Source organism: Mesorhizobium sp. LMG 17147 (assembly GCF_024297145.1).
Taxonomy (GTDB): domain Bacteria; phylum Pseudomonadota; class Alphaproteobacteria; order Rhizobiales; family Rhizobiaceae; genus Mesorhizobium.
This window is the reverse complement of record NZ_JANCTC010000004.1, coordinates 23933-37501: the sequence shown is the minus strand read 5'-3', so window position 1 is coordinate 37501 and position 13569 is coordinate 23933. Positions and strand designations below refer to the sequence as shown.

The window sequence follows — 13569 nt, the reverse complement described above, 5'->3', positions numbered from 1 at the left end:
AAGCGGGACCGTGCTGGTTCATCATCAAATCAATTCCCAGCCTGGGTTTGCGGCAGAAGATAACCGGTCGTTGCGTGGTCGAGATTGAGATAGCGGGCAGCGACTTCCTTGACCTGGTCGGCGGTGACCTTGCGGATGCGGTCCGGCCATTGCTGAACGTCCTGGACGTTGCCGCCGGTGGCGAGCGTCGAGCCATAGATGTTGGCCATGTCCTCCTGCTTGTCGCGGGCAAAGATCATCGAGCGTACGAAACGGTCCTTGGATTTTTCCAGCTCGTCGCTGGTGACGCCGTCTTTGGCGATGCGGGCGATCTCGGCGTCGACCGCGGCCTCGACGTCGGCAAGCTTGGCATCGCCGCGCGGCGCGCCGTAGACGGTGAAATTGGTGTCGTCGAGCATGGTGCCCTGGAAGAAGGCGCCGGCCGTCGCGGCGATGCCTTGCCTGACGACAAGCTCCTGGTAGAGCCGGCTGCGGTTGCCGCCGCCGAGGATTTCGGACAGCACGTCGAGCGCTTCGGCTTCGCCGGGCTTTGCCGTGTGATAGGACGGGACCACCCATTGCGTGGTAAAGCTCGGCACGCTGACGCGCCCGTCGGTCAGCGTCACCGTACGCCTGGTGTTCTGTTCCGGCTCGACCGGGCGGATGCGCGGCGGCAGATCCGGGCCGCGCGCGACCTTGCCATAGGTCTTTTCGGCCAGCGCCTTGACTGTTTCCGGTTCGACATCGCCGGCAACCACCAGCACGGCGTTGTTGGGTGTATAATATTTATTGTAGAAGGCCATCGCGTCGGTGCGGTTCAGCTTCTCCATCTCCTGCATCCAGCCGATAACCGGAATGCGGTAGGGCTGGTTCTGCCACAGCGTGGCGTCGACTTCCTCGTCGAGCACCGCCTGGGGATTGCTATCGATGCGCGAGCGGCGCTCCTCGAGGATGACGTCGCGCTCCGTCTTGATGACATCGTCGTTGAGGATGAGATTGCGCATGCGGTCGGCCTCGAAGCCCATCATCTCACCGAGCGCCTGCGGCACCACCGTCTCGTGAAAGGCGGTGTAGTCGTAGGAGGTGAAGGCGTTGTCCGAGCCGCCGATGGCGGCGACGGCGCGGTCGAGCTCGCCCGCCGCATGGTTGCTGGTCGCCTTGAACATCAGATGCTCGAAGAAATGGGCGATGCCGGACTTGCCCGGCGGCTCGTCGGCGCTGCCGATCTTGTACCAGACCATATGGGTGACGATCGGGGCGCGGTGATCGGGGATGACGACGACCTCCATGCCGTTGTCGAGCAGGAAATCGGTCACGACGCCGTCGTCGGGATTGTTGCCCGCCAGAGCCGGCGCGGCCATCACCAGAGCCAGCCCCAAGAGCGTTCCGCGCAGCCATTCAGCCTGAAATGTCATAGATGGCTCCGGTTTGGTGGTGGGACGATAGGCGGGGTTGCTGGTCGAGGCAAAGCGAATTGTGCGTCATTTTGAAGGCGCCATCGCGGACACCGAATTCAGGCGGCCTCGATGAACCGGATGACCGTCTCGCCATAGTTGCGCTCATCGACAACCAAAAAGCCCGGCCCTGCCTCGAACGGCGCCGCCGCCGCTTCCTCGACGACGCAGAGCGCGCCGGGGGCGAGCCAGCCGCCGGCCTTGGCCGAGCGCAAGGCGCGTTCGCCAAGGCCTTTGCCATAGGGCGGATCGGCGAAGACCAGGCCGAATGCGGCGATGGTGCCCGCCTCGCCCAGGCCCGTCGCGTCGCGGCGGAATATCTTGGTGCGGCCGGTGAGGCCGAAGGCCTCGACATTGGTGCGGATCAGGCCGCGCCCCTCGGCGGATTCTTCGATGAAGACAGCGTAGGAGGCGCCGCGCGACAGCGCTTCGAGGCCGAGCGCACCGGTGCCGGCGAACAGGTCGAGGACGCGCGCGCCGTCCAGTCTTTCGGGAAAGCGATGCGCCAGCACGTTGAAGACCGCCTCACGCGTGCGGTCGGTCGTCGGGCGGATGGCAAAGGTGCGGGGCGTCGCCAGCGGACGCCCGCGAAACTCACCGCCGACGATCCGCATTGCTTCCCTTCGGGCCGCCGCGCGGCCGGTCGCCACCGCCATCCTGACGCTCGCCGCGTGGCTTGCCGAACGGCTTTGCACCGCTGCCTTGCGGCTTGCCGTAAGACGGCTTGAAAGAGGCCTTGCGCGCCTTGTTTTCTGCCGCCTTGGCGGCGTCTGCCTCCGCCCTGCCCTTGCCGATCGGCCGTGCGCCCGGCGCCATCCAGACATTGGCCTTGCGCTGGCCCGGCGGCTCGATCGGCCGCTGCTCGCGTTCGGACTTCTTCCCACCGAAGCCGCCACGCGGCTTGTCGCCACGGGGTTTGTCCCCGAAGTCGCTGCGTTCAGGTCTGGGGCCACGCTCGCCAAAGCTCTTTTTCGGCCCAAAGCTCCTGTCGGGGCTTGTCGACAGCTTGCCGAGCGCTTCGTCGCGGCTGCCTTCGCGACGCTTGCGGTTCTTGATCAGGCCGCCCTCGCCGATCGGCCGGCGTTCGCCGTCGCGGGTGAATTTCGGCCGCTCGGGCTCCTCCTCCCGCTCACGCCTGACCGGCTTGTTGGAAAATGGCTTGGTGATATCGGCGTCGAAATTGGCGCCGGACTCTTCGACCAGACGCTCGCCGAGTTGGTCGCGCAGCACACGGCCCTTGATCTCCAGCACATGGCCTTCCGGCAAATCATCGAGCTGGAACGGCCCGTAGGAAATGCGGATCAGCCGCGTCACGTCGAGACCGAGCGAGCCCAGGATGTTCCTGACCTCGCGGTTCTTGCCTTCGCGCAGGCCGAGTGTCAGCCAGGCGTTCGAGCCCTGCTCGCGGTCGAGCGTCGCTTCGATGGCGCCATAAAAGACTCCGTCAACGGCAAGGCCTTCGCGCAGGCCGGCAAGCGCGCTTTCCTCGACCTTGCCGTGGACGCGCACGCGGTAGCGCCTGAGCCAGCCGGTGGCCGGCAGTTCGAGGACGCGCGACAGGCCGCCATCATTGGTGAGCAGCAGGAGGCCTTCGGTGTTGATGTCGAGCCGGCCGATGGTCATCAGCCGCGGCAGCCCGGGGGGCAGCACATCGAAGACGGTCTTGCGGCCTTCGGGATCGCGGTTGGTGGTGACCACGCCGGCCGGTTTGTGGAACAGGAACAGCCTGGTGCGCTCGATCGGCGGGATCTCCATGCCGTCGAGATGGATGATGTCGCCGGGCATCACGTTGAAGGCCGGCGAGGACAACACCTTGCCATTGACCTTGACGCGACCGGCCGCAATCAGTTCCTCGGCGTCGCGGCGCGAGGCCAGGCCGGCACGCGCCAGCCGCTTGGCAATGCGTTCGCCGGCTTCTTCCGTTACCTCGACGCGACGCGGGCGCGGCTTGAAGCCGCCGTCCGACGCCGCCCGTGCCGTTTGTGCACCTTGCGGCCGATCGCCGCCAAAATCACGCTTAGGACGATCGCCGAAGTCACGCTTGGGACGGTCGAAGCGCCTTTCGCCGTGCTCGCCTTCGGCAGCGGCCGGCCGGTCGCCGCGCGGCGCGTAGGGCTTGCGCGGACCTTCGCGCTTCTCATAGGGCTTGCCCTCCGGACGCGGCCCTTTGCTGAACGGCCGGTCGCTGCCTTTGAAGTCGCGCTTCGGCCGTTCGCCTTCGGCCGCCGCTGGCCGGTCGCCGCGCGGTGCGTACGGCTTGCGTGAACCCTCGCGCTGTTCATAATGCTTGCCTTCCGGACGCGGCCCTTTGCTGAATGGCCGGTCGCCTTTGAAGTCGCGCTTCGGCCGTTCGCCTTCGGCCGCCGCCGGCCGGTCGCCGCGCGGAATGTAGGGTTTTTTGGCGCCGAAGGACGGCTTGCCGCCCTTGCCGGGAGCGCTATCGCGACCACGCGGCCCTGCCGGCTTCGGGCCGGCCTTGCGCGGGAATTTTTTGTTTTTGTCGTCCATGTGGCCTTTGCTCGTTTGCGCGGGTAGTAACAGGATCGCGCTCTAGTGGCGAGGAGATAATCGGAATGGAAACCGCGTGAAGCGGCAGGATTTCATGGCGCTGGCGCTGAAAGAAGCCGAAGCCGCCGCCCAGCGTGGCGAGGTGCCGGTTGGCGCGGTCGTCGTCGGCGGCGATACGGTCGTTGCGAGTGCCGGCAACCGCACCCGCGAGTTCGCCGATGCCACTGCCCATGCCGAGATGCTGGCGATCCGCGAGGCGTGCCGCAAGCTTTCCAGTGAGCGGCTCAGCGGCCACGATCTCTACGTGACGCTGGAGCCGTGCGCCATGTGCGCCGGCGCCATCTCCTTCGCCAGGCTGCGCCGCCTCTATTTCGGCGCTGCCGACGAGAAGGGCGGCGCAGTGGTCAACGGCGTTCGCTTCTTCACGTCACCAACCTGCCACCATGTGCCCGATATCTATCCGGGCATGGCCGAGAACGCTGCGGCAGCGCTGCTGAAAGACTTTTTTCGCGAGCGACGCGGACCCTGATTTTCCGGTCCGGCAGACGGTCCAAATCCAAGTCAGCCAGTCCAGCCAGCCGATCCAGGCAAGAACGTCTCTGGCACCGTCAGGCTACCAGGGCAGCCAGTCGAACATGCCGCCGCTCTTGCTCTTGGCGGCCGCCTCCTTCTTGAGGCGGCGTTCCTTCTTGTACTCATCCTCGCCGAGGTCATCCACCGGCGCGGTGGGGGCGGCGGCGCGGTATTGCACCGGCGGCTCGCTCAGATATCTACGAGTGGTCGGGTCGCCTTGTTTGCCCTCAGCCCGGCGGCGCATGATTTCCGCGGAGCGGGCCTTGTCCGAATCGGCCGGAGTCCAGGCTGGCGGGTGGCTCGAGCCCGACTGCTTCAGCGCGGCCTTAACCGACGCCGGATCCGTCTGCACGTCATCGATGACCTGCGCTTGGTAGGCCGGGTCGTCCTGATGCAGGGTGGCATCGGCGCGCAGGCGGGCACGGCGCTGCTCCGGCGATTCGGGCCATTCGGCACTCGCCGTCTCGATGCTTTCCTGCGGCGGCGGCAAGACTTCCTTCTGCCCTGGCCCCGGCTTCACCAGCGTGGGGCGCGGCTTGTAGTCGATACTCTCCTTGCGCTTGGGTGCGAAGGAAAAAGCCCCGGTGAGGTCGCCAGCCAGCTGCGCGCCCGCGGTCTTGTCGGTTCCGTAAGTGGGCGAGCCCATGCAGCCGGACAAAGCGAGGCCCGATACGACAAGCGGCGCCAGCAGCGCAACGCGCGCGTAAGTTCTCTCGGTCATGCCAAAAAGTCCCACTGTAGATAGCCTCTCGATTGCCGCCGGCCAAAGAAAGGTCCGGTCCCCATCGCCTATGCTCTTCCGACGGAATTCCGGCGACAATTTGTCGTCCGGAGTTTCGCGTGTTTACCTCAACCACTCGTTAAGGGCAACGCGCGGGGGCCGATCGGCCGCCCGCCGTGGCATTTGTGCACCGCCTTAAAGACGGCTCAAAGCCCTCAGCTCATGCAGAACCGCGGCGTCACGGGCCGAAACATCCGGGAATTCCGGATCTGAGCCGACATCGGCGGTGTAGCGCCAGGAGCGCGCACACTTCACCAGGCCGCGGTTCTCCGCCTTCTCGACGACCACGGCCACGCCCTTGATGTCGTCGAGGGTAAAGCTGCCCGCCGGCGCCTTGCCGTGCACGATTACCAGATCGCTGGTGATCGCCATCTCGGCCATGTCGACATCGGCGATCGCCGCTTCGAGCGCGGCATCATCGAGGGTGACGACCGGCACCGCTTCCAGCGAAGAGCCGATGACCTTCTGGGCGCGGGCGATTTCCAGCGCGCCGGTGACGACACGGCGGACCTGCCGCACCTTGCGCCACTTCTCCGCCAGCGCCTCGTCCTTCCAGTCCGCCGGGATTTTCGGGAACTGGTCGAGATGCACGGAGACCGCATCCGGATGACGGTCGAGCCAAGCCTCTTCCATAGTGAAGGGCAGCATCGGCGCCAGCCATTTCACCAGGCAGTCGAAAAGATGGCGCACCACCTGCACGGAAGCCTTGCGCTTCACGCTGGAAGGCGCTTCGCAGTAAAGCGCGTCCTTGCGGATGTCGAAATAGAAGGCCGACAGCTCGACCACCATGAAGTCGAGCAGCGCGCGGGTGATGCGCTTGAATTCGAACGCGTCGTAGCCCGAGCGTACGACTTCATCGAGTTCGGCGAGCCGGTGCAGCATCAGCCGCTCCAGCTCCGGCATCTTGTCCAGCGGCACCTCCTCGCCGTCGTCATGGGCGAGTGTGCCCAGCATCCAGCGGATGGTGTTGCGCAGCTTGCGGTAGGCGTCGATATTGGTCTGCAGCACGTTCTTGCCGAGCCGCTGGTCTTCCCAATAATCGGTCGTTACCACCCACAGCCGCAAGATGTCGGCGCCGGACTGCTTGATGACGTCCTGCGGCACGACGGTGTTGCCGAGCGATTTCGACATTTTCCGCCCCTCCTCATCCATGGTGAAGCCATGGGTGACGACGGTGTCATAGGGCGCCCTGCCCCTGGTGCCGCAGCTTTCGAGCAGCGAGGAGTGGAACCAGCCGCGATGCTGGTCGGAGCCTTCGAGATAGACGTCGGCCGGCCATTTCAGGTCCGGCCGGTCCTCGAGCGTGAAGGCATGCGTCGAGCCTGAATCGAACCAGACATCGAGGATGTCCATGACCTGCTGCCATTTCGAGGCATCGTGATTGCCGAGGAAACGCTCCTTGGCGCCGGCGGCGAACCAGGCGTCGGCGCCTTCTTTCTCGAAGGCGTCCATGATTCGCTGGTTGACTGCCTCGTCGCGCAGCACGTTGCCGTCGGCATCGGCAAAGACGGCGATCGGTACGCCCCAGGCGCGCTGACGCGACAGCACCCAGTCGGGGCGCTCCTCGATCATGGCGCGGATGCGGTTCTGGCCGGCGGCGGGCACGAAGCGGGTATCGTCGATGGCTTTCAGGGCGCGGCTGCGCAGCGTCGTGCCGTCGCCAAGCTCCTTGTCCATATAGACGAACCATTGCGGCGTGTTGCGGAAGATGATCGGCTTCTTCGAGCGCCAGGAATGCGGATAGGAGTGCTTCAGCCGGCCGCGCGCGAACAGCGCGTTGCGCTTGATCAACTCGTCGATGACGGCCCGGTTGGCGTTACCCTTCTTGCCATTGTCGTCGATGACGCGCGCCGCTCCATCCTCGCGGTCCGGGCCAAAACCCGGCGCGTCCTTGGTGAAGAAGCCGGCATCGTCGACGGTGAAGGGGATCGTGGTGTCGATGCCACGCTGGCGAAGACCAGAGGCGGCATCCATCCAGGCGTCGAAGTCTTCCCGGCCATGTCCCGGCGCGGTGTGGACGAAACCGGTGCCGGCATCGTCGGTGACATGATCGCCGGCGAGCATGGGGACGGGAAAATCGTAGCCGCCACCCAGACTTTTGAGGGGATGCGAAAGCGTCAGATTTTCAAGCTCTTCGGCGCCAACGTTGCGAAGCCGATTCAGGGTGACCTTGGCCTTCGCGGCAGCGTCGTCTGCAAGTTTCTGGGCAAAGATCAGCTTTTCGCCGGGCTGGGGACCAAAGGCGTTCTCGGCCGCCGTAACCTCGTAGAGACCATAGTTGATGCGCGGCGAGTAATTGACGGCGCGGTTGCCGGGGATTGTCCACGGCGTCGTCGTCCAGATGACGACGCTGGCATCAAGCAGATCGAGCGACGTCTGCGTCAGCTTGGGATCCAAGGCTGGCTGCCCATCCTCGATGTTGATGACCTGGCGAGCGAGGCTGACGACCGGAAACTTCGCCCAGATCGTGTCCGACTCATAGTCCTGATATTCGACCTCCGCCTCGGCCAGCGCGGTGCGCTCGACGACGCTCCACATCACCGGCTTTGAGCCGCGATAGAGCTGGCCGGACATGGCGAATTTCAGCAGCTCGCCGGCGATCCGCGCCTCGGCATGGAAAGCCATCGTCGTATAGGGATTGTCGAAGTCACCGACGACGCCGAGGCGCTGGAATTCGGAACCCTGCACCTTGATCCAGTGCGCCGCAAACTCACGGCATTCCTGCCGGAACTCGTTAACCGGCACCTCGTCCTTGTTCTTGCCCTTGGCGCGGTACTGCTCCTCGATCTTCCATTCGATTGGCAGGCCGTGGCAATCCCAACCGGGTACATAGTTCGAGTCATAGCCGCGCATCTGAAACGAGCGGATGATGACGTCCTTGAGGATCTTGTTCAGGGCATGGCCGATATGGATGTTGCCATTGGCGTAAGGCGGGCCGTCGTGCAGTACGTATTTTTCGCGGCCGGCTGCGTCTTCGCGCAACTTGCGGTAAAGGTCCATGTCCTGCCAGCGCTTGACCAGCAGTGGTTCCTTTTCCGGCAACCCGGCGCGCATCGGGAAATCCGTCTGCGGCAGGTAGAGCGTTTTGGAATAATCGATCGTCTCGGCGGTCTCGGTATCAGTCATTCGTCTGCCATATGCGTTGCCGGCGGCAAAAGAGCCCGGGCGTTGAAGTTCTTCGCTTTGACACATATCGTCTTTCCAACACCGGACCCACTTTTGGGCGATATGCGTTGATGATCTGGAAAAAGCGCGAGAGGCCGCGCGCAAGATTCCCGGCGGCTCCGGCAGCGGTCAAGCCGCCCGGAACACCGGGCCTGTAATTCGTATCGCAGTCGCGAGAAGGCGCGAAAAGCTCGTCATGGCTGGGCTTTTAACCGAGACAGGCGATATTGAAAAGCCCGAACTCTGATGCTTCCTTGCGTTAGGTGCCAATTGCGCATACATTTGTAGGCAAATGGCCTGCAGTACCAAGGAACAATTCATGTCGGTCGCAGCAAGGGCAATTCGCGCAACACACGACTTTTCCGTCCCTACCGACAAGATCGATCATCTGCGCAGTCTGGGTTTCAGTAGCGAAGAACTCTATCGTATCGTTGCCCCCCGCCGCACGCTGGCGCGTCGCAAGGAACATGCCGAGCCGCTTTCGCCAGCTGAATCCGACCGCGCCCTGCGCCTTGAACGCATCGCCGAGCAGGCGGATCGGGTATTCGGTAGCCATGAGAAAGCCCAGCGTTGGCTGAGAAGCGAGATCATAGCATTGGATGGTGCAAGGCCGATCGATCTCCTTGAGACAGAGACCGGCGCCCACGTCGTTTCCGAAGAGCTTATCCGTATCGACTTTGGCATGCTTGCCTGACGATGCGCATCTGGCGCATCTCCAATTTCGCGGATCTCTCGGGTCGTGGCGGAACGCTCGTTGATGGAAGATGGAACAGGCGCGGGATGCCCATCGTCTATTGCACCGACCACCCTTCGACGGCACTGCTGGAGATACTGGTGCATGCGACGCGCGAAACCGTTCCGGAAACCTACCAGCTTATCGAAATCGACGTTCCGGACGGAATAGAAATGACCGAACCGGTTATCCATGACGGCTGGGACAAGGACATGGAATCGACACGGCGACAGGGCACGGACTTTCTCTCGGCCAATCGTTACGCGCTCATGAAAATCCCTTCGATCATAATGCGTAAGGCAAACAACTATCTGCTCAACCCGACCCATGACGATGCGTCACGCATTACGATTGCGGGCCTATACCATTATCCGTTCGACAGCCGTTTGATCAAATGAGCCGACGCCCGCCCGCTCACATCGAGAAATCGAAGCGGTAGGTCGTCGACACGCCGATCGTGAACTGGTTGCGATCGCCGCGCTCCTTGACCAGGCTGGAATCGCCGGCCGGGCCCATTAGGCGGGAATATTCGCCGAACAGACTGGCCGTCATCGGCTCGGTCACCTTCCAGGTCACCCCGCCGCCCAGGCCCGCCGACTTCACCCCGCCACCGGGATGATATTCGCTGAGCCCCGAGGCCAGGGACTCCTCGGCATCAACGCCGTAATAGGCGTCGAAATAGTCCGATGAGGCGAATGAAACGCGCGGCCCGCCCGAAATCCTGACATCGGGCGTCACATCGTAAAAGGCGTCGGCGGCGATGTCGGCGACAAAGCCGTTATGGGCGCGAATGCCATGCCGCAATTCGGCGCGGGCACGCAGCCAATCCAAAGGATAGAATTCGAAGAAGCCGCCGGCCTCGCCGCCCCAGCGCACCGGGTCGAGGCCCTTCAACTCGTCGGCATCACCACCGTCGCGGGAAAACAGGAACTTGCCTGTCAGGCCGGCGCGGACGCCGCCATCGTCGATCAATGCCAACGAGATATTGTCGTTGCGCGAGGTGAAGCGCGCTGCGGGACCAGCCTTGCCGAGCGAGATGATCGGCGAGGCGCTGAGCAGGTACTTTTTGCCGCCTTCGAAATTCGGGGCAACCATGCCGGTGGCGCCGACCGTCAGGTACCAGTCTCCGGACATCCAGCCGAAGGTGCCCTCGCCTGCCTTGGCAACGCCGCAGGTGCCGAGCATGAATGCGGCCAAGACCGTCGGGACAGACCGCATCATTACTCCATACGTCGAACGCGTTGACGAACACTATCAGCCTTCATCCAAGCCATGGCGCCAGTTCGGTAAAATTTGACTTAATGTCCGTAACCTTGGCAGCGTTGGCCGGGCTGTTTTCCGCATTGCAGCGAATTGTACTGGCGCACCAAGATTCCAGATCAAGATGTTTGGAATGCGCCAGCAGCTGCTTCGGCAGGGGTTATAAATATTCGCGGGCAAACATCCCCGCGCTGTGAAGAGCGCGCCGACCGGCACCCAGCCCCGCATTCCAAACCGGCCAAGCGTGAATCATATGCGGCCAAATTTCGAGACGTACTTTGACGTCAGCCGCGCCAGCGGCTTCCGCGAGCCGAGTTGCGTCCGACAACAGCGTCTCGGCCGAACCGACTTGTATAAGCATTGGGGGAAATCCGCTCAGATCGGCGAACAAAGGCGAGATCAGCGGATCGCGCCGACCAACGCCATTGGGAACATAGGCGGTTGCCAGTTCCCCCAAATACGCCCGGTGGATGATAGGGTCGATTGCGTCCTTGGTTGATAGTGTCGCGCCGGACATCGAAAGGTCCGTCCAGGGCGAACACAGCCAAAGACATCGCGGCAACCGCTCGCCTGCCGTGCGCAATATACTGACCAGGCACAGGGTGAGGTTGCCGCCCGCACTGTCTCCCCCAACCACGGTGCGATCCGGCGCAATGCCTTGCCGCCTCAGAAAGCGCCATGCGGTGAGTGCGTCTTCATGTTGCGCAGGGAAAGGATGTTCCGGCGCGCGTCGATAGGCGATCGCGAGGGTGCGCATTCCCATTGCCCGACCTGCCTCGGTCACCATTCGACGATGACTTTTAAGAGAGCCGGAGCAGTAGCCGCCACCGTGGAAAAAGAGCAGAATCTTATCCCTGTTACTGCCAGGCGCCAGGGACCACTCTCCCTCGAGGCCATCGAAAACCACATGCTCGCATCGGATGTCCTCCGCGACCGGCCAGACCGAACCGACTTCGTCGAGCCGTGCCCGGCGTTCGTCCCAGCGGACCGTTCGTGGTTTTGACGTCAACAGCCTGCGGATGGCATTGATCTCCAGCAGATCGCGGTGTTCGTCCATATCGCTCATTTTGCTTCCCCAGCCTCATCGAGCGTAGAACACGGTATACAGCAGCAGCCGCACGTCATCGATAAAGGGCCAACGCCAGCGCTGGGAATTTTTCGTTACACTTGCGCCATGGCGAATACACGGGACGACGGGTCGCCCGTAAACCCGCTTGTCATCTTTTAGCGCTGGCCCACCCCTGCACACGATCGAATATTCCATCTGGTATTTGGCCGCTTCGGATAAAAAGCGAAAGTCTGGCAAGCGGATCGCTCGGGAGTGTGGCGCTCACACCCTGCTCGCTGGACGGGCAAGGCGATCGGCGCTACCTTTCGGAACAAAGAAGCTAGGCAACCTTGACGGAGAAGGGCAATGACCGTGCACAGCGATGCCATGAAAGACGCCATTGGCCAGACGCGGGCGAAGTGGGGATGGTTCGTCGCGCTCGGGGTGCTGCTGCTCATCTTCGGCGGCATTGCTTTCGGCAATCTGTTCATCGCAACCGTCGCCTCGGTTTATGTCGTCGGCTGGCTAATGCTGATGGCCGGCATTGTCGAGATCATCCATGCCTTCGGCGTGAAGACATGGGGACGCTTCTTCTATTGGCTGCTCAGCGGCCTTCTCTACGCCGTCGCCGGGTTCTTCGCCTTCTACAATCCGCTGCTGGCCTCGGCGGTGCTGACATTCCTCCTGGCGGTCGCGCTGCTTGCCTCAGGCGTGCTCAGGGCCTGGGTCGGCTACAGCCACCGGCCGCAGCCGGGCTGGGGCTGGGTGGTCACGGCCGGCGTCATCAGCGCGCTGGCGGGACTGGTCATCGCCATGGGCTGGCCGTTCAACAGCGTGTGGGTGCTCGGCCTGTTCCTGGCCGTCGACCTGATTTTCCAAGGCTGGACCTTCATTGCCGTCGGCCTGGCGCTGAAGAGATAAATTGTGATCGACCTGGCGGATTGCAGGATGCCGACAGGTAATGCTCGTCGTTCATTTCTATCGCATACCTTCGAGATTGGCTGAAAAATCTCCAGCTTCGTCATCCCAGGGCGAAGCAGGAGCGAAGCGACGCGGACGACGACGGCGCGGGTTGTCAAAACGCGATCGCGCGGTCCAGCCCGGAAAGCGGCCTGACGCCGGCGAGCAGTGCCTTGGCCTCGGCCTCGTCACGCTTCATCTGGGCGACCAGCGCGTCAAGCCCGTCGAACTTCACCTCCGAGCGCAGGTAGCCGAAGAAGGACACGGCACAAATCTCGCCATAGAGGTCGCCGGAAAAGTCGAAGACGAAGGTCTCCAGCAATGGCGCGCCATTGTCGTCGACCGTCGGCCGACGGCCGAAGCTGGCGACGCCATCATGAAGGGAACCGTCGGCGCGGCGGAAGCGGACGGCATAAATCCCTTCCTTGAGGGTGGCTTCCGGCGAAAGCCTCATGTTTGCGGTCGGAAAGCCGAGTGTCCGGCCGAGCTGCTGGCCGCCGATCACCTCCGCCTCGACGGTGAAACGGTAGCCGAGCAAGCCGGCGGCCTCGGCCACATTGCCCTCGCACAGCAGCGTGCGTATGCGGCTCGACGACACCACCTCGGCGCTTTCGTCGCGAAACGCATCGACCAGCGTGACGCCGAAGCCGTGGCGCTCGCCGGCAGCCATCAGATAGGCCGGACCGCCCTGGCGGTCCTTGCCGAAATGGAAATCGAAGCCGGTGACGGCGTGGCTTATGCCGAGGTTGCGCTCGAGCACGCCGGTGACGAAAGCCTCCGCCGACAAGGAGGCGAACTCGCGTGTGAACGGCTGCTCGACCAGCGCCGCAAAGCCCAGATGCGACAACAGCCGCGCCTTCATCGGCGGCGGTGTCAGCACGAACAACGGCATGTCCGGCCTGAAAACCTTTCGCGGATGCGGTACGAAGGTCAGCACCAGGGCGGGTACGCCGCGACGCTCCGCTTCGGCGCGCGCGCGTTCGAGCACCGCCTGGTGGCCGCGGTGGACGCCGTCGAAATTGCCGATAGCCACCACGCCGCCGCGCAGATGGGCCGGCAGCGGTGCGGTTGCGGAAATGCGTTCGAACATTGCCGTCATGGCTTGAAC

12 protein-coding genes are annotated in these 13569 nt (G+C 63.5%); 4 read left to right on the top strand and 8 right to left on the bottom strand.

Features of this window, described 5'->3' with window-relative positions; all coding sequences use genetic code 11:
* Positions 1-29 precede the first annotated feature (29 nt).
* The 3 genes from NMG46_RS09625 to NMG46_RS09615 all read right to left on the bottom strand — a co-directional run bounded on the left by NMG46_RS09625 (position 30) and on the right by NMG46_RS09615 (position 3941).
* Positions 30-1394 carry a pitrilysin family protein gene (locus NMG46_RS09625; protein WP_254817436.1) on the bottom strand — a complete coding sequence of 455 codons (1365 nt, stop codon included), beginning with the start codon at positions 1392-1394 and terminating at the stop codon, positions 30-32.
* 98 nt (positions 1395-1492) lie between these two features.
* Positions 1493-2047 (bottom strand): 16S rRNA (guanine(966)-N(2))-methyltransferase RsmD, encoded by a 555-nt coding sequence (gene rsmD / locus NMG46_RS09620; protein WP_254817435.1) that lies wholly within the window; start codon positions 2045-2047, stop codon positions 1493-1495.
* The gene (locus NMG46_RS09615; protein WP_254817434.1) at positions 2028-3941 is read right to left on the bottom strand and encodes a pseudouridine synthase; all 1914 of its coding nucleotides are present in this window, start codon (positions 3939-3941) and stop codon (positions 2028-2030) included. Before NMG46_RS09615 ends, rsmD begins: the two co-directional genes overlap by 20 nt.
* 76 nt (positions 3942-4017) lie before the next feature.
* Here NMG46_RS09615 and NMG46_RS09610 point away from each other — a divergent pair, with 76 nt between their 5' ends.
* Positions 4018-4470 (top strand): nucleoside deaminase, encoded by a 453-nt coding sequence (locus tag NMG46_RS09610; RefSeq protein WP_254817433.1) that lies wholly within the window; start codon positions 4018-4020, stop codon positions 4468-4470.
* Between the two features lie 84 nt (positions 4471-4554).
* Here the strand turns inward: NMG46_RS09610 and NMG46_RS09605 are convergent, their stop codons facing one another.
* Complete coding sequence (locus tag NMG46_RS09605; protein WP_254817432.1) at positions 4555-5235, bottom strand: hypothetical protein; 681 nt, start codon at positions 5233-5235, stop codon at positions 4555-4557.
* A gap of 195 nt (positions 5236-5430) precedes the next feature.
* Positions 5431-8421 carry an isoleucine--tRNA ligase gene (ileS, locus tag NMG46_RS09600; protein ID WP_254817431.1) on the bottom strand — a complete coding sequence of 997 codons (2991 nt, stop codon included), beginning with the start codon at positions 8419-8421 and terminating at the stop codon, positions 5431-5433.
* Between the two features lie 358 nt (positions 8422-8779).
* On the opposite strand from ileS, the gene NMG46_RS09595 reads away from it, so the two are divergent.
* A complete protein-coding gene (locus NMG46_RS09595; protein WP_254817430.1) occupies positions 8780-9154 on the top strand; it encodes an antitoxin Xre/MbcA/ParS toxin-binding domain-containing protein in 375 nt (124 codons plus the stop codon).
* Between the two features lie 2 nt (positions 9155-9156).
* Positions 9157-9591, top strand: a complete 435-nt coding sequence (locus NMG46_RS09590) for an RES family NAD+ phosphorylase (RefSeq protein WP_254817429.1) — start codon at positions 9157-9159, stop codon at positions 9589-9591.
* 16 nt (positions 9592-9607) lie between these two features.
* Here the strand turns inward: NMG46_RS09590 and NMG46_RS09585 are convergent, their stop codons facing one another.
* Entirely contained in the window at positions 9608-10411 is an 804-nt protein-coding gene (locus NMG46_RS09585) for a MipA/OmpV family protein (RefSeq protein ID WP_254817428.1), read from the bottom strand.
* A 202-nt stretch (positions 10412-10613) separates the two neighbouring features.
* Positions 10614-11519, bottom strand: coding sequence for an alpha/beta hydrolase (locus NMG46_RS09580; protein WP_254817427.1), 906 nt, complete (start codon positions 11517-11519; stop codon positions 10614-10616).
* 348 nt (positions 11520-11867) lie between these two features.
* Here NMG46_RS09580 and NMG46_RS09575 point away from each other — a divergent pair, with 348 nt between their 5' ends.
* Complete coding sequence (locus NMG46_RS09575; RefSeq protein WP_254817426.1) at positions 11868-12422, top strand: HdeD family acid-resistance protein; 555 nt, start codon at positions 11868-11870, stop codon at positions 12420-12422.
* A gap of 154 nt (positions 12423-12576) precedes the next feature.
* Here NMG46_RS09575 and NMG46_RS09570 read toward each other — a convergent pair whose 3' ends face one another.
* A complete protein-coding gene (locus NMG46_RS09570; protein WP_254817425.1) occupies positions 12577-13560 on the bottom strand; it encodes a bifunctional riboflavin kinase/FAD synthetase in 984 nt (327 codons plus the stop codon).
* Positions 13561-13569: the final 9 nt, after the last annotated feature.

Bases quoted from the DNA above. Each gene is read 5' to 3' on its own strand.
- NMG46_RS09625 (WP_254817436.1), bottom strand. From the start codon at position 1,394: ATGACATTTCAGGCTGAATGGCTGCGCGGAACGCTCTTGGGGCTGGCT.
- rsmD (WP_254817435.1), bottom strand. From the start codon at position 2,047: ATGCGGATCGTCGGCGGTGAGTTTCGCGGGCGTCCGCTGGCGACGCCC.
- NMG46_RS09615 (WP_254817434.1), bottom strand. From the start codon at position 3,941: ATGGACGACAAAAACAAAAAATTCCCGCGCAAGGCCGGCCCGAAGCCG.
- NMG46_RS09605 (WP_254817432.1), bottom strand. From the start codon at position 5,235: ATGACCGAGAGAACTTACGCGCGCGTTGCGCTGCTGGCGCCGCTTGTC.
- ileS (WP_254817431.1), bottom strand. From the start codon at position 8,421: ATGACTGATACCGAGACCGCCGAGACGATCGATTATTCCAAAACGCTC.
- NMG46_RS09595 (WP_254817430.1), top strand. From the start codon at position 8,780: ATGTCGGTCGCAGCAAGGGCAATTCGCGCAACACACGACTTTTCCGTC.
- NMG46_RS09590 (WP_254817429.1), top strand. From the start codon at position 9,157: ATGCGCATCTGGCGCATCTCCAATTTCGCGGATCTCTCGGGTCGTGGC.
- NMG46_RS09585 (WP_254817428.1), bottom strand. From the start codon at position 10,411: ATGCGGTCTGTCCCGACGGTCTTGGCCGCATTCATGCTCGGCACCTGC.
- NMG46_RS09580 (WP_254817427.1), bottom strand. From the start codon at position 11,519: ATGAGCGATATGGACGAACACCGCGATCTGCTGGAGATCAATGCCATC.
- NMG46_RS09575 (WP_254817426.1), top strand. From the start codon at position 11,868: ATGACCGTGCACAGCGATGCCATGAAAGACGCCATTGGCCAGACGCGG.
- NMG46_RS09570 (WP_254817425.1), bottom strand. From the start codon at position 13,560: ATGACGGCAATGTTCGAACGCATTTCCGCAACCGCACCGCTGCCGGCC.